The organism is Daejeonella sp. H1SJ63, assembly GCF_029360775.1.
Lineage (GTDB): Bacteria > Bacteroidota > Bacteroidia > Sphingobacteriales > Sphingobacteriaceae > Daejeonella.
The window spans coordinates 38466-61016 of the sequence record NZ_JARKMZ010000002.1 but is presented as its reverse complement, the minus strand read 5'-3'; the positions used below and the strand labels follow the sequence as shown (position 1 = coordinate 61016).

General features: G+C 40.1%; 25 protein-coding genes. 2 read left to right on the top strand and 23 right to left on the bottom strand.

All coding sequences use genetic code 11. From position 1 onward, the window contains the following. The first annotated feature begins 27 nt into the window (after nucleotides 1–27). A complete protein-coding gene (locus tag P2W72_RS01155) occupies nucleotides 28–621 on the top strand; it encodes a hypothetical protein (protein ID WP_276359020.1) in 594 nt (197 codons plus the stop codon). Here P2W72_RS01155 and P2W72_RS01150 read toward each other — a convergent pair. Both P2W72_RS01150 and P2W72_RS01145 read right to left on the bottom strand, forming a co-directional pair. Then, nucleotides 618–1895 carry a TCR/Tet family MFS transporter gene (locus P2W72_RS01150; RefSeq protein ID WP_276359019.1) on the bottom strand — a complete coding sequence of 426 codons (1278 nt, stop codon included), beginning with the start codon at nucleotides 1893–1895 and terminating at the stop codon, nucleotides 618–620. The genes P2W72_RS01155 and P2W72_RS01150 overlap by 4 nt on opposite strands. Before the next feature lie 46 nt (nucleotides 1896–1941). Further along, nucleotides 1942–2403 carry a MaoC family dehydratase gene (locus P2W72_RS01145; protein ID WP_276359018.1) on the bottom strand — a complete coding sequence of 154 codons (462 nt, stop codon included), beginning with the start codon at nucleotides 2401–2403 and terminating at the stop codon, nucleotides 1942–1944. A gap of 117 nt (nucleotides 2404–2520) precedes the next feature. Between P2W72_RS01145 and P2W72_RS01140 the strand changes: the two genes are divergently transcribed. Next, nucleotides 2521–3627, top strand: coding sequence for a DUF3810 domain-containing protein (locus P2W72_RS01140; protein ID WP_276359017.1), 1107 nt, complete (start codon nucleotides 2521–2523; stop codon nucleotides 3625–3627). A gap of 4 nt (nucleotides 3628–3631) precedes the next feature. On the opposite strand, the gene P2W72_RS01135 is transcribed toward P2W72_RS01140, so the two are convergent. From P2W72_RS01135 to P2W72_RS01035, 21 genes are all read right to left on the bottom strand, one after another. Next, nucleotides 3632–4981, bottom strand: a complete 1350-nt coding sequence (locus tag P2W72_RS01135; protein ID WP_276359016.1) for a putative oxidoreductase C-terminal domain-containing protein — start codon at nucleotides 4979–4981, stop codon at nucleotides 3632–3634. 85 nt (nucleotides 4982–5066) lie between these two features. Continuing rightward, nucleotides 5067–6341: an MFS transporter gene (locus P2W72_RS01130; RefSeq protein WP_276359015.1), complete on the bottom strand. Its 1275-nt coding sequence runs from the start codon at nucleotides 6339–6341 to the stop codon at nucleotides 5067–5069. Nucleotides 6342–6505: 164 nt separating this feature from the next. Further along, nucleotides 6506–7855, bottom strand: a complete 1350-nt coding sequence (locus P2W72_RS01125; RefSeq protein ID WP_276359014.1) for a Gfo/Idh/MocA family oxidoreductase — start codon at nucleotides 7853–7855, stop codon at nucleotides 6506–6508. A 53-nt stretch (nucleotides 7856–7908) separates the two neighbouring features. Further along, nucleotides 7909–9117 (bottom strand): Gfo/Idh/MocA family oxidoreductase, encoded by a 1209-nt coding sequence (locus P2W72_RS01120; protein WP_276359013.1) that lies wholly within the window; start codon nucleotides 9115–9117, stop codon nucleotides 7909–7911. 145 nt (nucleotides 9118–9262) lie between these two features. Next, a complete protein-coding gene (locus P2W72_RS01115; RefSeq protein WP_276359012.1) occupies nucleotides 9263–10294 on the bottom strand; it encodes a Gfo/Idh/MocA family oxidoreductase in 1032 nt (343 codons plus the stop codon). A 288-nt stretch (nucleotides 10295–10582) separates the two neighbouring features. Further along, nucleotides 10583–10750, bottom strand: a complete 168-nt coding sequence (locus tag P2W72_RS01110) for a hypothetical protein (protein ID WP_276359011.1) — start codon at nucleotides 10748–10750, stop codon at nucleotides 10583–10585. 138 nt (nucleotides 10751–10888) lie between these two features. After that, entirely contained in the window at nucleotides 10889–12292 is a 1404-nt protein-coding gene (uxaC, locus tag P2W72_RS01105; RefSeq protein WP_276359010.1) for a glucuronate isomerase, read from the bottom strand. Nucleotides 12293–12445: 153 nt separating this feature from the next. Next, nucleotides 12446–13081, bottom strand: coding sequence for a Crp/Fnr family transcriptional regulator (locus P2W72_RS01100; RefSeq protein WP_276359009.1), 636 nt, complete (start codon nucleotides 13079–13081; stop codon nucleotides 12446–12448). Then, a complete protein-coding gene (locus P2W72_RS01095; RefSeq protein WP_276359008.1) occupies nucleotides 13081–14511 on the bottom strand; it encodes an OprD family outer membrane porin in 1431 nt (476 codons plus the stop codon). The genes P2W72_RS01100 and P2W72_RS01095 overlap by 1 nt, the downstream gene beginning before the upstream one ends. A gap of 35 nt (nucleotides 14512–14546) precedes the next feature. Beyond that, nucleotides 14547–14993 carry a DsrE family protein gene (locus tag P2W72_RS01090; RefSeq protein ID WP_276359007.1) on the bottom strand — a complete coding sequence of 149 codons (447 nt, stop codon included), beginning with the start codon at nucleotides 14991–14993 and terminating at the stop codon, nucleotides 14547–14549. Between the two features lie 14 nt (nucleotides 14994–15007). Beyond that, nucleotides 15008–16696, bottom strand: a complete 1689-nt coding sequence (locus P2W72_RS01085) for a bifunctional metallophosphatase/5'-nucleotidase (protein ID WP_276359006.1) — start codon at nucleotides 16694–16696, stop codon at nucleotides 15008–15010. A gap of 28 nt (nucleotides 16697–16724) precedes the next feature. Further along, the gene (locus P2W72_RS01080) at nucleotides 16725–17795 is read right to left on the bottom strand and encodes a c-type cytochrome (RefSeq protein ID WP_276359005.1); all 1071 of its coding nucleotides are present in this window, start codon (nucleotides 17793–17795) and stop codon (nucleotides 16725–16727) included. Between the two features lie 11 nt (nucleotides 17796–17806). Continuing rightward, nucleotides 17807–18220, bottom strand: a complete 414-nt coding sequence (locus tag P2W72_RS01075) for a DUF6691 family protein (RefSeq protein WP_276359004.1) — start codon at nucleotides 18218–18220, stop codon at nucleotides 17807–17809. Nucleotides 18221–18223: 3 nt separating this feature from the next. Beyond that, entirely contained in the window at nucleotides 18224–18778 is a 555-nt protein-coding gene (locus P2W72_RS01070) for a YeeE/YedE thiosulfate transporter family protein (protein WP_276359003.1), read from the bottom strand. Nucleotides 18779–18786: 8 nt separating this feature from the next. Further along, a complete protein-coding gene (locus P2W72_RS01065; RefSeq protein ID WP_276359002.1) occupies nucleotides 18787–19626 on the bottom strand; it encodes a universal stress protein in 840 nt (279 codons plus the stop codon). 16 nt (nucleotides 19627–19642) lie between these two features. Then, entirely contained in the window at nucleotides 19643–19888 is a 246-nt protein-coding gene (locus P2W72_RS01060; protein WP_276359001.1) for a rhodanese-like domain-containing protein, read from the bottom strand. Nucleotides 19889–19968: 80 nt separating this feature from the next. Next, the gene (locus P2W72_RS01055; protein WP_276359000.1) at nucleotides 19969–20283 is read right to left on the bottom strand and encodes a rhodanese-like domain-containing protein; all 315 of its coding nucleotides are present in this window, start codon (nucleotides 20281–20283) and stop codon (nucleotides 19969–19971) included. A gap of 2 nt (nucleotides 20284–20285) precedes the next feature. After that, nucleotides 20286–20582: a thioredoxin gene (trxA, locus tag P2W72_RS01050; protein WP_276358999.1), complete on the bottom strand. Its 297-nt coding sequence runs from the start codon at nucleotides 20580–20582 to the stop codon at nucleotides 20286–20288. A gap of 29 nt (nucleotides 20583–20611) precedes the next feature. Further along, nucleotides 20612–20845: a hypothetical protein gene (locus P2W72_RS01045; protein WP_276358997.1), complete on the bottom strand. Its 234-nt coding sequence runs from the start codon at nucleotides 20843–20845 to the stop codon at nucleotides 20612–20614. A gap of 121 nt (nucleotides 20846–20966) precedes the next feature. Further along, complete coding sequence (locus tag P2W72_RS01040; protein ID WP_276358996.1) at nucleotides 20967–21275, bottom strand: DUF202 domain-containing protein; 309 nt, start codon at nucleotides 21273–21275, stop codon at nucleotides 20967–20969. 11 nt (nucleotides 21276–21286) lie between these two features. Then, nucleotides 21287–22519: an MFS transporter gene (locus P2W72_RS01035; RefSeq protein WP_276358995.1), complete on the bottom strand. Its 1233-nt coding sequence runs from the start codon at nucleotides 22517–22519 to the stop codon at nucleotides 21287–21289. Nucleotides 22520–22551 lie beyond the last annotated feature (32 nt).

The window sequence follows — 22551 nt, the reverse complement described above, 5'->3', positions numbered from 1 at the left end:
AATTCAGGTACTTTAAAGGCAAATATCATGAAAACAGGCATTTTATCCCTATTACTCATTAGTATGGGTTTAGGAGTTTCCGCACAGATCAAAATTCCATCTGCTGATATCCAGATCAAAACTGCATTACTCTCTGCCCCCGCTGATAAGCGTGAAGGAGCACATATTCTGGGCTATAACGAAAAAGGAGAATTGATAGAGTTGAGAAAAGGAAGCAATGAAATGATTTGTCTTGCCGATGATCCTAAAGTTCCGGGACTTAATGTAGCTTGTTATCACAAGGATCTGGAACCTTTCATGAAAAGAGGAAGAGACTTGAAATCTATTGGAAAAACTCCTAAAGAAGTCATGGAAATACGTGATCAGGAAGCTAAAAGTGGCAAACTCATGCTGCCTAAAAATCCTTCTTCACTTTTTGTTTATACGGCCAAGCCTGAGAATTTTGATCCTATGACAGGCTCGGTAAAAGATGGTTATCTGAGATATGTGGTATACATTCCTTATGCTACTGCTGAGAGTACAGGATTACCGCTCAAACCCGATGCTCCCGGAATGCCATGGCTTATGGATCCCGGAACGCACAGAGCCCATATTATGATTAGTCCTCCGCAGAAAAACTAATCCCGGATTAAATCCGGAGATTGTAACGGAGACTCATCAGGAGGGTTTGTCTTTCTGTTCAGGAATGTTTCCTTTTTCATTGTTCTTGCAGCAAGAACTGCGCTGATTCCCATTAAAATTGCTCCGGCAAAGAATGGGGCACCGGCAAATTTTATTTCAGATTCAGGCCTGGTGAACCATGCAAATAAATTAGTCATAAGAAGCGGACCAACAATAGAGGTTGCACTCATCAGACTGGTTAATGCACCCTGAAGTTCGCCCTGTTCGTTCTTTGGGACATTTCCTGATATAATTGACTGCAAGGCCGGACCGGCAATCCCCCCAAGACAATATGGAACCAGAAAAGCAAACATCATCCAGCTTTCGGTAGCAAATGAAAATAAAATAAGGCCGATGGCATATAATGAAAGACCAAAATAAATACTCTTCTCATCTCCCAATTTCGGATTTGTATAACGGATCAGTCCGCCCTGCACTATAGCTACAAGCAAGCCTATAACTGTTAAAGACAGGCCCATTAAGGAATTACTCCAGTGAAACTTTTCTATATTAAAGAAGGTCCATGTACTGTGTACCGCGTGACTTGCGATATAAACAAAGGTCAGAGAAACGATAAGACCACCAACTCCTTTATACTTTTTTAGCTGAATTAAAGAACCAAGTGGATTTGCTCTCTTCCATTCGAATGGACGGCGGTGTTCTTTTGCAAGTGATTCGGGAAGAACAAAATAACCATAAAGTACATTAATGAAGGTCAGAACTGCCGCGAAAACAAAGGGCACTCTTGGACCAAGTTCACCCAATAAACCGCCCAGCCCCGGACCAATAACAAACCCAAGACCGAAAGCAGCACCTATCATTCCAAAATTTTTGGAGCGGTCTTCGGAGGTACTTATATCACCAATATAAGCAGCCGCAGTAGTAAAACTTGCACCGAATAGTCCTGCAATTACCCTCCCCGCAAAAAGCCACCAGATTGTTGGAGCAAGTGAAAGAAAAATATAATCTATCCCAAAACCCAGTAAGGACAGGAGCAAAACAGGCCTTCTGCCATACTGATCGCTCAGATTCCCTATTATGGGCGCACAAATAAACTGTGTAATGGCATATGCAAAAGTGAGCAAACCACTCCATTGAGATGCCTCACTTATATTTCCATGAATTAATTCCTCAATCAATTGCGGAAATACAGGAATAATCAATCCTATACCGATAACATCCAGCAATAAGGTAATGAAAATAAAACTGATTGCAGCTTTGCGCGACCCGGCCATATTTGTCTGTTCAGATATTCAGGCGGCTAAAATCATAAGTAAAGGCTTACTCATTAAAATGATATAAGAATATTGTTTCACCCTTAAATGCAGGTTTACTTTGATCTGAAATCTCCAGTTCAACCCCAAGAGTAGCTTTAGTTACACCCCTAAGATTAGCAATTGAAACTAATTTTACTTTCAATCTTACCTCGCTGTCAACCACAACCGCCTGGCCAAATTTGAGACTTTCAATACCATAGTTGATCTCCATTTTCAAATTTCTGATATCAACAATCTGCTTCCAGAGATAAGGAATCAGTGATAAAGTTAAATATCCATGTGCAATAGTTGCCTGAAAAGGTCCTTCTTTAGCAGCACGTTCAGCATCAATATGAATCCACTGATGATCCAATGTGGCATCAGCAAATTTTGAGATCTGTTCCTGAGTTATTTTATGCCAGGCCGAAACACCAAGATCTTTCCCCAAAAAAGATTCAAACTCAGGGTAATTATTAATAACAAGCATAATTTCTTTTGTAATTAGGTAAATTCAGTAATTAGTAATTTAATTCAGCGAATTTAGGGGTTTAATTCATAAATGATACCTGCTATTACATCCGAAAACTAAACCTAAATATTTCACATGATACGGAAAATCCGGGATAATAGTTCAAAGTTAAAGTTGGTATTAATCTTTGCACTATGCTGTCTGATCCTGCTGATTTTCAGAGCTAAAAACCACCCTGATCTTGTTGAATTATATTATTCGGGAAGCATTTATCCCACTATACGCAATGGACTTCAATTCATATTTAACAAAATACCATTCAGTGCCGGCGATATATTCTATATCCTTGCAATTCTGGCTATAATGGTCCTGATTTATGAGCTTTTAAAGCCCAGTTTCCTTAAAGTGGCCCGCAAAGGCATACGAAGAAAAATTATCATAAATATGATACTGAGCTTTGAAATAGCTTTAGTGCTTTTCTATCTATTCTGGGCTTTAAACTATTTCAGAATACCTGCTTCAGAAAGGCTGGGGTTATCACGTTTTAATTACTCAAATACAGAATTATTTCAGCTTACCTCAGCCTTCATCGATTCTGCCAATACTTTACGTGCAGAAATTAAACCGGCACAATGGGAGCAAGGCCGTGATAAAATTTATGCGGAATCTGCCAGATCAATCAGAGCACTTCCTGAGATTTACAATCCGGATAATCAATCTGTACCTGAGATTAAATCATCAGCTTTCAGCTGGCTGATAAATTATTTTGGAACTGCAGGATATTTCAACCCTTTCACCGGTGAGGCACAGGTGAATTCAGAAATCCCCGTTTATCTTAAGCCTTTCGTAGCCTGTCATGAAATGGCTCATGCCATAGGTTATGGCAGAGAGGATGAAGCCAACTTTATCGGATTTATCAGTGCCAGTAAATCACAAAACCAATTTGTAAGATATTCTGCTTATTATCTTGCTGCTCAGGAGTTTATGCAAGAGACCGCAAGACTGGATACCATCATGTTTAAAAAGCTCAAAAGCAAAATTTCTGCACCATTTATGGCTGACCTTAAACATGAACAGGCTTTTTGGGAACAATACCGGGGTACTTTAAGAAATTTCAGCAATATATTCTATGACAATTATCTCAAAGCAAACAAGCAGCCTGAGGGACTTCAAAGCTATAACCGTATGATTATTCTGACGATGGCTTATTACAAAAAAAGGGGGCTTTTAAAGACCCCCTGATCAATTATTTTCCTAAGGCCACTTCCCGGGCTTTGGTTGTAGTATAATATTTAGCAATCATATTCGGAACCTCCCAATCCGGAAGCTTCCCATCTTTCAGACACTGAAGATATTTTTGAGTTACCTGCGCGAAATGATCCTCGTGGCCTACTTTATACTTTTCGGGAATAATCACTTCCCAGCCTGTTTCATTTTTCTTTAGCTCAACTCCCGGATATTTCGCATTAATCTGTTTCAAATCTGCCAGAAGATCTTTTTCATAAGCAGCAAGATCTGTGCCTTTGACAGGTTCAATATACAATACCGGTTTAAAACTTTGCTCCTTACCCTGCTTAATAACTACGCTTGATCGGGTACCACGCATCACAGAAAAATGAGTGTCACCGGTTCCTTCAGGTGCCTGAAAATCCCATGTAACCGAGATCTTTGCATGTATACCTTTTAAACGATAGTTGATTTCCCCATTCGAATAAGTACTGAGAATTCCATCTTTTACATCAGCCTTTAAATAATCAGGATATTCCTTTTTAAGAGTAACCTTCCCGAATTGCTCTGCAGTTATAGTTGTTGGCCAGCGCTTTGCTGAAACAATCTCAACATCTTTTTTATAGTCCAGAATCTGATCCGGAAATACTTCCCACTGAACCAGATCAACAAGATGGGTTGTAATATCTGTAATACCTTCACCCTGCTGCTTCACATCAAAAAACCATGCCGGTCTGACCAGAGGTTTACCAGAAACATTCTTAAAGAAGTGGTGTACACTTACCTTGGTTACAGAAGGGTTTTCAGGTGTACCCTTTTCAAGCTCACCAAATGCCGGAAGATGTGCAAACTCTTTTTGAAGAATGCTATTAATCTCAAAGCGCTCAGTCATTACATCATATAAAAGCACCTTATTCTTTTCTGCAGTTTCAAAAGCTTTCACCAGTTTCTGAAATCCCTCTGTATCTATTGCCATAGGTTTATCTGCCAGAACATTCAGGCCGGCTTCAACCGAACGGCTGATATAATCAGTTTTCAGTTTATTGTTTCCGGCAATGACAACTACATTTCCGGCTTTATCCTGGATCATTTTATCCAGATAGTCGGTACCGGTATAAACATTCTCCTTCCATGAAGTAGGATTTTCTGCACGTGTATTATAACTCTCAACCAGATTCAGATGAGAAGTCAACTCCTGACCTTCGGGTGCATAAACATGTACTACCGGATCAATCTCATCATACATGGATTTCTGAATCAGGGCTGAATGAAAATGGCCCGGATCCAGGGTGATTAACTTTATTCTGTTATCCTTTTCCTGAACTTTTTCCTTACTACTGTTACAGGACGTTGCCGCAATAATGACCATGCAGTTTGCTAATAATAATTGTTTGAAATTTTTGATTATCATAATGTTCAACCCGATTCTGCTTTAATTTAAATGGAAGTACAAATTATATTATTTTCTCTAAAGTTATTGACTTTAATTTTGGAGCCAACAACTGAACACCCGTGAAGGCAATAAGATAGGCACAGCCGGCAAATATGAACAATGAAACATAACTACCGGTTGTTTGAAGCAAAAATCCCCCAATGGTGGCACCGAACATTCCTCCAATGGCCCCCAGCATACTGCCAATACCTACCACTGAAGCTACCACCTGCCTTGGAAACATATCAGTTGTAAGCGTGAACAAATTAGCAGACCATGCAGAATGCGCAGCTAAGGCCAGACCGATTAATCCGACAGAAACCCATAATTCTGTTGTTTGTGCAGCAAAATAAACAGGAACTACGCATAAAGCTGATGCCAGCATCGTCGTTTTACGACTCTTGTTGATTGTCCAGCCGCGTTTGATCAGTGCTGATGAGGCCCATCCTCCAATAATACTTCCAAAATCAGACATCAGGTATACAACAATAAGGATCGGACCAATTTTATCTATACCCACACCATAATTGGAGTAAAAAAATTTAGGAAGAAAAAACAGGAAGAACGAAAATATGGGATGGGTCATAAATGCACCGAAAGCAAATGCCCAGGTTTGGCGGTACTTCAGGAGCTGAATCCATGGAATTTTAATCTTAGGCTCAGGAGGATCACTGCTAATGTATTCCAATTCTGTGGCTGACAGGCGGGGATGTTCCTGCGGAGATCTGTACATCCACATCCAGAATGCAATCCAGACAAAACCAATTGCTCCGGTTATAACAAAAGTCACCTGCCATCCATAATGAATAGCAATAAATGGAACAGTCAGAGGTGCAACAATTGCTCCTACACTTGCTCCCGACACAAAAATGCCTGTTGCCAAAGCTCTTTCCTTTCTTGGAAACCATTCTGATACGGCTTTCAAAGCGGAAGGAAAATTCCCTGCCTCACCCAATCCCAAAAGGAAGCGTACAGCTGCAAAACCAAACAAAGAGCCCACAATTGCATGCAGCATGGTAGCAATACTCCAGAAGCCTATAGCAATCATTGAACCCATACGGGTACCTATCTTATCAAGCAGATGTCCCATAAAAAGGAAACCGATGGCATAAGCTGCCTGGAAGGATGAAACGATAAATCCGTATTCTGAATCGGTCCAGCTAAATTCTTTTTGAAGCTGCGGGGCAAGAATTCCCAGTACCTGGCGATCGACGAAGTTAATTGTCGTTGCCATAAAAAGCATTGCACAAATTTTCCAGCGATAAAAGCCGGGTGATCCGGTTGGAGTTTTGATCATTTATCCTCAGTTTAATTCATAGATCATTATAATTGCCTTAATAGAGGCAGATATTCTAAAAAAATCATGCTTCGTCAATTAAAATGAGGAAATAAGACCTGCAATTTCAGACAGATGTTAAAAAATAAGAACCTTACCAAATCGGCAAGGTTCTTATTTATCACTTAAACTTTAGGTTCCCAACCTTTTTGATATTCTCTGGACCAAAGTTTCATAGCACCCGGATCATTTTTGATATGACCATTCGCAGGGTCAATATTCAATGTTCTTCCGGTACGCTGAGCAATATTTCCAAGCTGACAAAGAAGAGTACTCTTATGTCCTCCATCAATGTCTGAAGCCAAAGCTGTTCCGTTCTTTATTGCACTAAAGAAGTTCTGCAAATGGAAAGCATCCAAAGCCTGTGAAGGACTGGTCAAACTACCTGTATCAACTTTAACCTCATTCTTAGCTTCTTTGATAAGATTGTTTTTTAAATCAAAAGCTTTATAAGCATTTCCACCACCGATTACCAGGGTACCATTCTCGCCATAGAAAATAACTCCTACAGTACTTCCTTCAATAGGGAATGGATTACAGCTTCTGCCTTCCCAGGATATAGTTGATTTATTGGCAAATTCGATACTGATATTCTGAGTATCAGGAGTTTCCCAATCGTCCTGATATCTGTATCTGCCACCTGCTGAAGTTACTTTTGTTGGGTAGTCTACCTGTAGTCCCCAACGGGCAAGATCGATCATGTGCGTACCATTATTTAAAGCTTCTCCGGTACCCCAGTGCCAGAACCAGTGCCAGTTATAATGAATCAGGTTATCTTTCAAATCACGGCGCGGAGCTGGTCCCTGCCAAAGGTCATAATCAAGCCATTCAGGAACAGCAATTTTCTTCCCAACGCCAATCGCAGCGCGATTATTGGTATACCATGTTTTTGCAAAATACGGACGGCCAATAATCCCTCCATGCAATTCAGCAATACCAGCAGCAACATTTGGCCATGAACGACGCTGATTACCCATCTGAATTACATTTTTATACTTTTTAGCTGCTGCAAGAAGCAATTCACCTTCGTTCGGGTTATGACTGCATGGCTTTTCAAGATAAACATGCTTGCCGGCGGCTGAAGCAAGTAAAGCTGCAGGAGCATGCCAATGGTCAGGAGCAGCAATCACAAGGGCATCGAGATCTTTTACTTCCAAAGCCTTCCTGAAGTCAGGCTGAGCCATTGGTTCCTTATTCTGAATTTTGCTTACCTCACTGATACATTTATCTGCAGCTCTTTTATCTACATCGCAGATAAAACGAACTTCGCAATTCTTCTGAGCTGCAAAATTAGATGCGAGTGCAAATCCGCGGCTGTTTACGCCCATCATTGCAACCTGAACACGCTCATTGGCTCCCAGAATACGTCCATAGCTTTTTGCGCTGAACCCCGGTAAAACACCTCCAATAGAAAGTGCAGCGGCACCGGTAACTGTCTTTTTAATAAAATCCCTGCGGGAATCTGATTTTTTCATACGTCTGAATTTGCGGACAAATAGTCCTAATTATTTCTTTTATGGTTTAATGATTAAATGGAGTACTCTTCTTTCCAGTATTGGGTTTTTTCTGTTTCAGCTGCAGCATTTCCCATATGCACAGCAATTGCCACATCTCTTCCGGTTTTTACGCTGGAGGCGGGTTTTTTCCCGGTACGGATACATTCAGCAAAATCAATAAGAGCAAAAGTTGTAGGTTCCTGCTGCTTCTCAAATTCAATAGGTTTACCTTTTCCACCCGGAAGAACCTCAACTGTTGCACCGGTCACACCGTCAACAGTTCCCAAAGTTTTCTTAGCTGCTTCAGGATAAATATATGCCTGATCCCTGAGTATCTCAATTGTTCCTTTAGATCCGAGGATACGCATGGAATATCCTTTATACTCATTGGATAATATTGAGGTAACACTTGCTTTTACACCATTCGGATACTCATAAACCAAACGGATATTATCAAATGTCTCCCTGCCATCTTTCCAGTAATCTATCCCGCCGAACCCGGCAACCTTTAGTGGATGGCTGTCTGTCATCCAGTTCACAATATCAATTTCATGAGCACTTAATTCAGACAATACACCCCCGCAATACTCTTTATACATTCTCCAGTTAATTGCCCGTTCCATTTTAGGATCGCTCACCGGCTTACGCCAGTTGGAATTACGGTTATACTGACATTCGTAATGAGTAACCTGACCTATCCATCCTTTAGAAAGTATCTCTTTTACTTTCATATACATGGAATAATACCGGTATTGATGACCTACCTGAAACACCAGATTGGACTTTTCAACCTTCTTTACCAGATCAAGTGCCTGCGGGATATTGTAAGCCATGGTTTTTTCCATGTAGATATGCTTACCGGCGGCTAACGAATCAACAGCCATTGGATGATGCAGATAAAGCGGAGTAGCGATAACTACCGCCTGCACCTCTTTGTCACTCAATAGTTTTTTATAATCAGTATATCCCCTTGCCCCTTTCACTGCCAGCTTTAATCCACCCTGAAGATTTTCAGGAATAATATCGCAACAGGCAACAAGTTCCAATCCGGGAATCTTTGATATCAGACTTGCTAAACCCTGACCACGACTTCCCGAGCCGATCAGGCCAATCCGAATCTTATCCTGATTAAAAGATAAATTATCTATGCCAAGACCCTGATATCCAAAAGCTGTAAGCCCGCTTAGAACCATCGCTCCTGTGCTTAAGAACTTTCTCCTTGATTGATCTGTATTTTTCATCCGTTTATTTTTTGTTTTTTAAAGGTGATGAATCTACCTGTCGGTAGACAGGCCTGCCTGCGGCAAGCAGGCCTACCTGCCGGTAGGCAGGCCTGCCGGCGGGTTTTGGCAAAATCATGATGGTTTCATCTTTTAAAAAAATCTGTTATTTACTTTTAGGCACTTTAGCATACACAGAAGCAAGGGTTACCGGAGTTCCTCCTTTGCGTTTACTTTCATCAGCAGCTTCCATAAATGCACAGATATCAAGAGTATCTACTGAATTAACCGGAACAACTCCGCTTGTAAAGAAATCAGTGATTTGCTTTAATAAAGGATTGTACCCTCCGTATTCACCAATCTGAACAGTTCCCTTTTCAGCGAATACTGTACCCCCATACCCCAGCTTACCTGAACGCACACCCCGGAACGTTCCTATCCTGCCATCATTCCAGGTACCCACAACAACATCTGCATCAGGAGTGCTGATTCTGACAACCTGTTTACAACCGGGACCCATTACTGTAAAAAGCGACTCCACACCATGGATGCCATACCAGAACAGATCTGGATGTGAACTCTCAAGGTGGCATGGGCTATATGTTTCTGCTCCAAGAACCTTCCCGTGTTTACCTCCTGCAATCTCCTGCGCACCTACTGAATACCTCAGGGATGAAGCAGAGAAAACACCAACATTGGCCTTTTTAGCAGCATCAAAAATCGCAGAAGCATCTGCCAGCGAAGCAGCGATTGGTTTATCAATAAAGAATCTCTTACCTGCCTTAATTACCTGCATAGCCTGCTCGCGATGAAGGCGGCCGTCATTTGTTTCAAGAAGAACAAAATCTACTTTACTTAAAAGATCAGCAATTGAGTCAGTAATCTCAACTCCCAGTTTCTTTACATCTTCAATGTATCCCGGAATACGGTCTGTACTGCTTTTTATGGTTTTAGTACCATAAGGATAGGCTGCAACTACTTTATATCCTCCAAACTCAGGGTTTGGGTTCGGGCCGTTTAATGCCTTTGTAAATGCAATACTATGTGAGGTATCCAATCCGATGATACCTATTCTGTTTCCGGCGAGATTAGCCGGTGAATTAAAGATTTTCGCAAAGCTTTCCGCTCCTATTCCTATTCCAGCAGCTGTAAGTGCTGTAGCCTTAATGAATGATCTGCGATTTTGTTCTGATTTCATATTTTAGATAATTTATACATGACTTTATCAAACTCTTCGGACTAAATCATGCCTTAGAATCTGCATATTGAAAAGTAGGATAAAGCTGTCAATTATGCAAATATTACGCAACAGTAATTGAGCCCGACTAAACAGCCTATTTAATTTCAGCCTGAATCAGTGTCATTTTTGGGACCAAAATCCTGAACATTTAGAACCAGGCAATCAGGTATGCTGCGTCGCAGAACATGAAAAACAAATAATAGCCTGTTTAAACATGGCCTGATACCTTATTATAACAAGCAATGTTCAGACAGTTTTTGCAACTGTAATGTTACCCAAACCACCGCACATTCCTCCGGTACAGATCACCTCCCAGGTTGAAATTTCAGGGAACATATCAGAAACCGCAGTCAAAATGTTTGCCTGCCATACCTGATAAGCAGACCTTCCAATTCCTGTAATGATCCGGCCCATTGAAAAAGATCCGCATCAAGGTGAAGATCAGTAATGCAAGGGAATGCCCCGACTATCCCAAAGTGGTCTTAACAAATGCGTGTAAAATTGTCGCTATACTCCAAAATAAGCGAAACTGCATAGCCAAAAACAATCTTCTCAGCCAAGATTGAAATACTTTTTAGCGTTATGGTAAGAAATATTTGCAACCATATTACCTAACCATTCGATATCATTTGGTAATTCACCCTTCTCAACATCATTTCCGATCAGGTTGCATAGAATTCTCCTGAAATATTCATGTCGCGGATAAGACATAAAACTTCTCGAATCAGTAAGCATGCCTACAAACTGACTTAATAAACCCATACTTGATAAAGCATTCATCTGATCGATCATTCCCTGTTTCTGATCAAGAAACCACCATGCAGACCCAAACTGTACCTTTCCGGCAACTGTTCCATCCTGAAAATTGCCGCACATGGCTGCAATCATTTCATTATCTGCGGGGTTCAGATTATAGATAATTGTCTTTGCCAGCTGATTTCCTGAGTCCAGCTTATTAAGGAAGCGGGAAAGGCTTGCAGCCTGCGAAAAATCTCCGATCGAATCGAAACCCGTATCAGGGCCAAGCTCAGAAAGCAGTCTTGAATTATTATTTCTTAAAGCACCAAGGTGATACTGCTGTACCCAGCCTTTCTCATGATCCCAAAGTGCCAGGGTAAACAACATACATGACTTGAACTTCAGTCGTTCTGCATAAGTCAAATCCTGTTGAGCGAGTATTTTGGAGAAGATCTGATCAATTTCAGCATTTGTATATTCCTCACAATAAATCTGCTCTAAACCATGATCTGAAACGATACAACCTCTTGCAGCAAAATGATCGTGCCTGCTTTTTAAGGCTGAAAGGTATTCTCTGAATGTTGAAATCTGCTGACCACTAATGCCTGCCAGCTGAAGGATATATTTGTTTAATTCAGCAATATTATCCGCATTCATAGCCTTATCCGGACGGAAAGAAGGCAAAACTTTTACTGAAAAGCCATCTGAACTGATTTTATGATGATGAGAAAGATCATCCAGGGGATCGTCAGTAGTTCCTATACTGTGTACATTCATCTTTTTTATCAGATTCCTTACTGAATACTCAGGGGTTCTCAGTTTTTCAGAACATTCATCATAAATCTTTCTGGCTGTTGCCGGAGAAAGAATCTCATGAATATCAAAATAACGCTGAAGTTCAAGATGAGTCCAGTGGTAGAGTGGATTTCTGAAGGTATAAGGAACAGTTTCAGCCCATTTTTCAAACTTTTCCCAATCACTGGCATCTCCCGTAATATACTTTTCGGATATGCCATTTGCACGCATGGCACGCCATTTATAATGATCACCATACAGCCAGATTTGAGTTAGATTCTGAAAATTAGAATCCATAGCAATCTGATCAGGAGGCAAATGACAGTGATAATCTACAATCGGTAAGCCTGCGGCATATTCATGATAAAGGGTCTGAGCTGTAACAGTCTCAAGTAAAAAGTTCTCGTCTAAAAATTTCTTCATTGCTGTAAATCGATTCCCGGATTATTACAGGTTCGAAAAGCAATATCGCAAATTTTTTAAATAGAACTATTTAGCTCCACAATTAGAATAGTTATAATTCAGTCTGTCTTCAGTAAGGTGAGATTATTGTTTATGATCTGAAAACAATAATTATTAAGAGAAGGAGGCCAGTAATTTTATCTCGTTTCTGTAAAGAATAATCTTCTTATCATTCTCCAGCTGTTTCAGTAAACGGGATATAACCACTCTCGAAGTGGCCAATTCATCCGCTATAAGCCCATGGGATGCCTTGATTACACTTGAGCCGGTATGACGTTGTTTCTCTTTCAAATAAGAGATCAGGCGCTCATCAAGTTTATGGAAAGCAATACTTTCTATTGATTTAAGCAATTCAATAAAACGCTCATTGAAACTGCGCATAATATAATTCTTCCAGCTAGGATAGGTACAGAGCCAATCATCAAGCTTAACATGAGGGATTGCAATAAGTTCAACCTGATCTTCTGCAACCGCTTTCACTTCACTCTTTTTTGCTTCGAGACAACAACTGTAAGCCATTGAGCAACTTTCACTATCTGACAGGTAATATAGCAGGATCTCATTCTGCTTCTCATCCAAACGGTAAACTTTTACTGTACCTTTCAGCACAATAGGCATCATACGGACATATTTACCGTAATCCATAATCAGATCACCATCATTAAAGGTCTGAAAGATCCCAAACTGTTGAATTTCCTGAATTAATTGAGGTTCAAAAATCGTTTTTAGCCTGTCAAGATTTGTTGTCATCAGAAATGAAAATTTAATACAAGATTAGATTGCCACATGTTTACTTTGTTGATCAGCATCCTGTTATTACCATAGGTTTCGCCATTTTTCAGTTTGGCAATCAGCAATAACTGAGCTTCAAGTCCCTTAAGCCCTTTAGCAAAGGTATATCTAAAATCTGTATTTATCTGTGTGTATGCAGGCATACCATATTTATTCAATTTGTAATTTTTTACATCCGGCAAATCATAATATCCGGCAGCCAGAGATGTCTTCAGTCTTGATGCCGGAATTTTATAATCAATCTTCGCCATAATGGCATGCACATCCCCAAATCCCTCATTCCTTTCCCGTGGGAGGAATGTAAAGAAGGGATCTCTGCCCCATTCCCGTGGGATCAGATAACGCCCCCCGGCTGTGATCCGGGTATAATTCAGTGAAGTTTCCCAGTCCTTTTTTTTCAAGGCCAGCTTCGCCCCAAAACTTAGTGAACCTGTTCCTTCCTGGAAATAGGTATGCTGCTGATCATGATTACCTCCCTGATTTATTGCATCCTGCCTGATAAGCTGAGCTGCAAACAATAGTTTAGAATTATTTTTTAGTGGCAGACTCAGATCGGCCTGAAGCATTGCCGAGTTGAAAACATTTTCGGTATACATATTCCAGACCTGAAGCTTAAAATCCCTGCTCAGATTATAATGAACACCAGCCAGTGCAATACCCTTGCTGTCAATATGCTCTGCATAATCTGACGGAGTTCCATCCGGATTAAGGCCGGAAGGATAAATGCCCATAGTCTCTCCGATATTAAACCATTTGGTAGTACTTCTCGGAGAAATGTAATACAACCATCCTCCTTCAATCCTGACATTCTTAACTTCGCGGATCTCAGTCCACAGGCCCCCAACTCCTGTTGGACGCATACGGCCATCCTGAAGGTTAATAAAGGGGGTATTCAGTAACTGGCGTCCGAGTTTGATTGAAGATTTTTTATAATTATATTTCAGGTAAAACTCCTCAAGCCGGTCAATATCCTTTTTATTGGAAGCGTTTTCAATATCAAATAATCCGATCTCATACCTGTTGAGCTGTCCGCTTTGAGGATCGGGCTTAGTCAAATCTGATGATCCGATATTAAATATGTAAAAACCACTGATCGCAAACTGAAAATTATGAAACTGTGCTGTTTCAAAGCGTAAACCACCGCCTGCAGCATTGGCATAATAATCAGTCAAATCTTTCTGATTATCTGTATACATATTGAAATATCTGAAGTGTCCCTGTACTGTTCCACCTTTGAAAGCCCCAAGGACAGTAGTACTATCTGCATCAACCGGTTCCTTGCCCTTATACATTTCCGGGCGTTCAGATATGTCCTGATGTTGGGCCATTACCATCCCTGGAAGTGCAAAAATTAAGGATAATAGAATCCCATATATGAAGTTTTTCATATTCAAAATCGATATTAAGATTTGGTTTTAGGGTTTTAGAGCTTGATGTAGCTCCAGCCATCCTGCTGTTTTTTAGCAATTTCAAGTACTCCTGAAATTACCGTTCCGGCACCATCAATGAGTTGATCTTTACCTACATTACGCTTTTTCATTGCAAATTCACAGGCCACGAAATCTACACCTTTGTCTGCATAAGCTTTGATCTCTTTTTGAACTACTGAACTATTTTTCAACAGCATATTCAGTCCACCACCATGACAAACTACTTCTACCTTAAGATCAGGGGTAACACTGAAGTAATTTTTTAGCTGAGACATTAATGTTTGGTGAATCACCGTATCTGCAGATGTAAGCTGAAAAACTATTTTTAATGATTTATATGCTGCGGCACGGGGATCAGGAGTGTTCTGACTTTGTACACTTTGCGCCTGGATATTAACTGCGAATACTGATAATATCACAAAAAAGATAATTCTTTTCATAATTAAAGCAAGTTTTAGGTAAACTGATAATCCACCCCTGTAACCTGAGTCAGTAATGACTGCGGAGCATCCAATACTTTTGCTGACACCGGTGGTGTTGGAGTTACAGGTGAATATACACTTAAATATTCTTTTAAAACAGAGTGTAGCGTAAATGGCGTGTTACGGGCATCTTTTACTCCACGCATACGGCATAACATATCTGCAGGGTCTCCATCGCGTTCACAGGCACATATCCTGTACATTTTTTCAGGATCAAGCGCCTTTCCATTCACTTCGGCACTTTGTACCCTTTTGCCATTTTCACCATAAGCGTTAAAACTGATGTTCATCCCCTTGAACTTAATCACCCATCCACCAAATCTTTGAGATGCATCTTTTGCAAAAACATTATTCAACTCTTTTTCAAGCCATTCGAAAATTTGTTTTCCGGTAACAGAACCTGTTCTGACCGTACTATCTACAGGAAGCATGTCGAAAATATAGCCATTTGTGATCGGAATGTTACCGGTTGAATCAGGAGTAGCCTTGGGAGGGCAAAATCTGAAACCATTTGAAAGCACAATATCCGCTTCAGAAACTTTCCATTTCAGAGCATCAAGAATCATGGTATCAATGGTATTTTCGATAACGAAGTATCTGTAGAGCGGCAGGGTGCTGTATCCTGCAATCTTGTTGATATCTTCTTCAAAAGGCAGTTCGGAGTTTTTGATCAGTTCAGAAACTTCTTTATCTGCTTTATGCTGATCAACACCTATTTCCACGAGTGAATAAGTATCCTTTATCACCTGACCACCTTTAATGGTCAGATCAAGTTTACCAACAAATGAACCAAATGCCCCGGGCTCTACAACCTTCGAATATTTGCACTGAACAGGCTTTCTTACACGCTCATGAGTGTCTCCGCCAAGTATATAATCAACTCCCTCACATTCAGGAAGGTTTGCCAGATGAATCTGCTGCGAAAGTCCCAGATGCGAAAGCAATAATACGTATGCACACTGCTCCTGATTACGCAAAACATCCACATAGTGAGCCAGATTATCCTCAGGCCTGGTATAAATGATCCCCTTACTATAATTTGGCGATTGTCTTAAAGGAACTAAAGGATCGGTATAGCCCAAAAATCCAATCTTTACACCTCCAACTGTCCAGATATGGTAGGGCTGAAAAATTAACTCCCCCTTTTTACCATTACCAAGATCATGATACATATTAGCACAAACCTTTGGAGCAGTTAAAGATCCCAGAAGAGTCTGCATCGCTTTTTTATAATAGATTACCTCCCAGTTGCCGGGAAGATAAAGATCATAGCCCAACTTATTCAAAACAGGAACCATCGCTTTGCCGGTAGTTTTAACCGATAGCTCGCTTCCCTGAAACATATCACCGGTATCTACTATAAAAGTATTGGGGTTCTTCTTTTTTTCCTTCTTCAAATAAGAAGCAAGGTGTGCATAACCACCGGTTTTGCGAAAAACAGCCTTTTCGTTTTCCCAGAACAGTTCATCATGGGGATGAACCTGACAATGTACATCAGTAGTTTGCAGAATTGATATGGTAAACTCTTTATTTTCAGACAAATTTGATTGGTCTGACTCTGCTTCTTCTGCAAATGAAATCAATGGACTGGCAGAAACCAGAGCAGCCCCTGCACCCATAGTGCTTACCTTCTTTATAAAATCTCTCCGGTTGTTTTCCATTTATTATTGTCGTTAAATCTCTTTGATCTTATACTTTTGAATTGCCGGCAGCCTCAGATTTTTTCTTCTGCTCTTCTACAATTGGTTTGAACGGCCCAAACTTATGCTGCTTTTCAGTAAACTTATCTGAATAAGGCCCAAAAGGATGATCGACAGGCTTTTTTGATTTATCAGGCCAGTCTTTCGGAACATTAATATGCGGGCGCGGCTGAGAATTGATATAGGCAGCTACATCCCATGCTTCCTCGTCAGTGAGAACCGTACTTTCATGAGTTACCCCCATTGGCATATTGTTTTTCACATATTTGGCAAAGTTTGAAACACGGTATAAACCCGCTCCATCATTATAGCTGTTCTTTCCCCATAAAGGAGGAAAGGTATATTCTGATTTATCAGGATTCAGTACTCCGGATCCATCAGGCTGATGACAGCTCTGACATTTACCGGTATAAACTGCTTTTCCAAGAACCGGGTCTGCTGCCCTGTCGAGATAAGCCAGATCCTTAAATCCGGACCCCGCAGCCTTTTCCCCTTTAGGCACATTTGTCCCAAGGAAATTGATATAAGCAACAATTGCTTTCATCTCTTTGCTTTCAGGAGCCAGTGCTTTCCCATTCAAACTTCTTTCAAAGCAATCGTTAACTCGTTTTTCAATGCTTTCTTTTGTTCCGCTTCTGGCTCTGAACTTAGGATACTGAGAAGCTACGGATCCATAGTTGTTGCCAAATACTGCAGTTCCTGCCTGAAGATGACAATTCTGGCAATTCATACCATTACTGATCTGCATAACTGAACCCTGCGGACCAAGATATCTGGAAGTATGGGCAATCAGTTCCTTGCCATACTCAACCTCTTCCTTTTGCACTGCATCAGCAATTGTACTCACATCCGGAGCAATCCAATATTCAACAACAGCTTTCTTAAGTTCGGAAACAATTACCGGAGCATCCTCCAGTTTCACAACAGGCCTTTTAGGCATTTTACCAATATAATAGCCTACAGGAATGGCAATTATGATTAAAATCAACAAAGCCATCGCCAGAATCAGTTTATTAATAACTGAAAAAAGCTCCTTCAATACATCTTGCTTCTCAGACATTTGAATTAATTTTAATGAGGTAATTTATCCTTAATCAACCCGTAGAAATATGTTCCAACTATGGCAAAGAAAAATACGATAGCCATTGCCCAGTAACCATAACCGATATTCACTACCATCGGACCCGGGCATGCACCGCTTAATGCCCAGCCCAATCCAAAAATTGACCCACCAATAAGATAGCGCGCTACTGACTTGTCTTTAGGGTTAAATACAATCGGATTCCCATGATAATCTCTGATATTAAATTTTTTGATCAAAGCTACTCCTGTTACACCAAGGGTAACTGCTGTACCAATAATGCCGTACATATGAAATGCCTGAAAACGAAACATCTCCTGAATTCTAAACCACGAAACGGCCTCAGATTTCGTCATCACAATGCCGAAGAAAATACCCAGTAATAAAAACTTTATAAACTTCATATCTTAAAATATTAGAGGAAGAATTAAATAGGTCATCACTAAACCGCCTATAAAAAAGCCCATTACGGCAATCAAAGATGGAATTTGCAAATCTGACAAACCACTGATAGCATGACCGGAAGTACATCCACCGGCATAGCGTGAACCAAAGCCAACCATTAAACCACCAAATGCAAGCACTAAAAATCCTTTTAAGGACAAGACCGCATCAAGGCCAAAAAGTTCAGCAGGCTGTAAAGATTCGGGTGCTGAGAAACCTAATTTGGATAAATCCTCTATGGTTGCCTCAGAGATCAGCACCGGAGCATCTGTAGACAGAAATTCTCTGGCAATAAAACCACCTAAAATTGCTCCTACAAGAAATACCAGATTCCAGGTCTGTGCTTTCCAGTTGAAATCGAAAAATTTAGCCGATTTACCAAGACCGGCAGCTGCACATATAGTTCTTAAGTTCGAAGAGAATCCAAATGATTGCCCGAAAAACAAAAGGAAAAACATGATAGCCGCTATCATTGTCCCAGAGAACCACCAGGACCATGGTTGTAATATAAATTCCATTATCTTTTTTAGTTGTTTAAGTGAAAAGAAATAATCGGCTTGAAGAGATGATTAATCAATTTCTCTGTTGCACTTTGATGGAAAAATCCACCCTTTTTACCATGTGTACCAATGCACACAATATCCATATTAATCATTTGATTAAAATGCACTACCCCATTCTCTACATCCTTATCATTAATCAAATGACAATCGAAATTGCTTATCCCGTTTAATTCAGCAAAGCGGGTCATATCAGCTTCAACTTTTGCTTTCTCAAACTCCACTTTTCCGGAAGTGATCTGAAGCATATGAATCTTTGGATCAAATGCATTAATCAATTTTTTCATCAATACAAGATTCTCCTGAAGAGGATTACTGAAATTATGCACAAGTAGAATGTTCTGAATCTGAAGATCTGAACGGTCGCACATCAGGGATAGTAAAGGAGTTTTTGATTTGCGGGCAATGATCTGAGTTTCTGAACCCGAAAGTTTCTCCTTCAAACCACTTGCACCTTTGGTACCCATCACTATCAAATCAAAATGATTTGATCCTGTGAAAGAAAGAATAGCATCTGTGGTTTTACCAAGCACCAGATGTGTCTGAATATGGTCGCCATATAATACCTTAAGGTTTGCAAGTTTTCGGTCAGCTATATCTTTTTGCTGATTAACGAAATTCACATCGATCTCACCACAGGTTTGAATAGTACCATCCGAAGCCATGGTAACTGTATCCGGAACATTCAGAACATGCAAAAAGTGAATGTCAATTGCAGTTTTCTCCTGCAAACGCTTCACCATCAGATAAGCATATTCTGCCTGAACAGAAAAATCAGTAGGAATTAAAATTTTCAAATTTTCCATATCAATATTTTAGGAATTAATTACATGAAACATTCTGCCAGGCACCCAGATTCTCAATATTTGAAATACCTGATTGCAGAAGAATGCTTCTGGCAATATTAGCTCTGTTGCCACTTCTGCAAACCAACACGATCTTTTCAAATTGACGTAAGTTATCCACGTAGCTTTCAATCTTATCTAAAGGATAATTTACACTACATTCTGCATGTCCGTCAAAATTAAATTCATCTTCAGTTCTGACATCAACAATTATTGTTTTCATTTTTTAGTTTTTTATTGATCTTTCAATATACAGATCTGTAAAATTGATATACAGATCCTGATTTATGTTAGATATTTTAATTAACCCACAAAACTCTTCACATCCTGCCATGTACCACCATTCACAACATTAGTAAATCCCTGTTGATCAAGGTACATTTTAGCTTGTGAGCTGCGGTTACCGCTACGGCAAAAAACGATAATATTCTTTTTACCTTTAAACTTTGCCAGTTGTGAGGGTATCGTATCCAAAGGAATATTTACTGAGCCTTTAGCATGGCCACCTGCAAATTCCATCGCAGATCTTACATCCACCAAAAAAGCTCCCTCTTTGATCAGTAAGCTAAGATCCTGCTTAGGCGCAGAACCAAATATCTTCTTTAACAAGTTAAACATATTTATACCGTAAATTTCTTTATAACTCCAACCAATCCACTCTTTGGAACAACACCACTTTGCCTCCAAAGTACTTTGCCTTCTTTAAACAGAATCAAGGTAGGAACACCCTGAACCTGATAAGCTGCTGCAGCCTGAGGATTTTTATCCACATCTACTTTCAGAATACTGGCTGAATCACCAATCTCCTGCTTAACATCCTTTAATATTGGCGCCATTACTTTACATGGGCCGCACCATTCTGCGAAAAAATCGACCAGAACCGGTTTTTCAGATTGTATTAATTCATTAAATGTCATTTCTGTAGGTTTTAATGTTAAAAGATTAATTATTTAACCTCCTCATAGGTAATGTCTTTGGCAGTATTTACTTTACTTACCGGGGTGGCACATCCCGAGGTTCCGCAACAACCTGCATTAAACACGGCCATTCCGGTAAACAACAACCCGGCAAGTGCTATCATAACATCTGAAGCCATTATCGCCTGAACAACAATTGCCATTCCTATTCCCAAACGAAGAAATCTGATAATGTTCCAGTTCTTAAAAATTATATCTTTCATACTATACAATTAAGGCAATTTTATAAAACAAATGTAAAGTAAGTACCAGGCTACCTGAGTAACAAAGGTTACAATTGAAAATTATTACCTCTGAAGTTCTGTAAGATGAATTCTCTGAAACTTATTTCTGTTCCGGAGTCATTTTATAGCTGCCGATATGCCTTCTGCTATTCCGAAGTTTTCTCTTTTGATGATAATATTTATAGAATCCGATTGATAAAATAAACAAAGCAGTTATCCAGAATGCAAGCTCGATATACAAGCCATACCTTAACTTTAGTAAGCTGTTAATCGTCATACCGGCAATTGCGAAATACAAGGCTGTTCTGACAAAAGACAGTAATGTTCTGTCAATTGCCATGTCAGTTCTTTCAATAGCCAGATTCTCGCGCAGAATCAGATCTCTGTTTATTAATGAATCTGTTTTCACGATACAATTTATTAGTATGCGGGTACACAAGACTCGCTCTTCCAGAATATTTTATTTGAACAGCACATCCTCTTGTTTGCAATCATACCAGCAACTGCTGTTATCAATGCCACAATGAACAGGGCGTTTGTAATACCAAACAGATCAGCAAGAATCCCACTGAGTACAGCTCCGAAAACATAGCCGCTATCTCTCCATAACCTGAAGATACTCAGACTTTCAGCCCTTTGTGCCGGATGGGTCCATTCGGCAATAACCGACAGGAAATTTGGATAAACCAATGCAGTACCCAAGCCAAGTAAAACCGATGCCAGAATGAGTAAAGACATTGACCCGGCAATAGCCATTACAATAATTGCCAAAGCCTGCAGCAGCATGCCGGAAGTAATAATCTGTTTCTTACAATAACTATCCCCCAGCTTACCGGTAATCAATTGTGAAATACCCCAAACGGCAGGGTAAATACCGGCAATTATTCCAATCTGTGCGATACCGAAGCCCTTCTGCATAAGTAATACAGGCATAAGACCCCATACTACTCCGTCGTTCAGGTTATTTACTAATCCGTTTAATGATACCGAACCCAGGTTCCTATGCTTCCATGTAGTTTCTTTCCAGATATTACTCAGCATTGGGACTTTACTTGTAAGGCTTTCTGCATGAACAAAATGGGAGGTATCTTTTACAAGAAAGATGGTCGTTAATAAACCGATTACAGAAAAGATAATTCCCGGAATGAAGGGAAAATAAGCATAACCATAATCCATTGCAATTGAACTGGCAAGCCAGGCAGCAAGTCCAACAGACAGGTATCCGGCAAACTCATTAATACCCATAGCAAGCCCGCGATCTTTTGAGCCAACCAGATCAATTTTCATGATCACGGTAGAACTCCATGCAAGACCCTGGTTTATTCCCAGCAAAATATTTGCTGCAATTACCCAGTTCCAGTTTGGTGCATACATTAATAAAAAAGGTACCGGAAGCGCTGCTATCCAGCCAGTAATTAATATTGTTTTACGGCTAAATTTTTTAGAAAGCTCAGCAACGGCATAATTGCTTAAAGATTTACTCAGGCCAAACGCAATAATGAAAGACATTAAAGCAGTATTGGCATTGATCCCAAATTCAACTTTACCAAAATTTGGCATAATGGAACGCTCCAGACCCACCATCGCTCCTACAAAAGCGTTGACCAGAACCAGTAAGGCAAATTGATACCTGTTTTTATTTAAACCCTGCATAATTTGTTAATTAAATTGGTGAGCTGCTAATT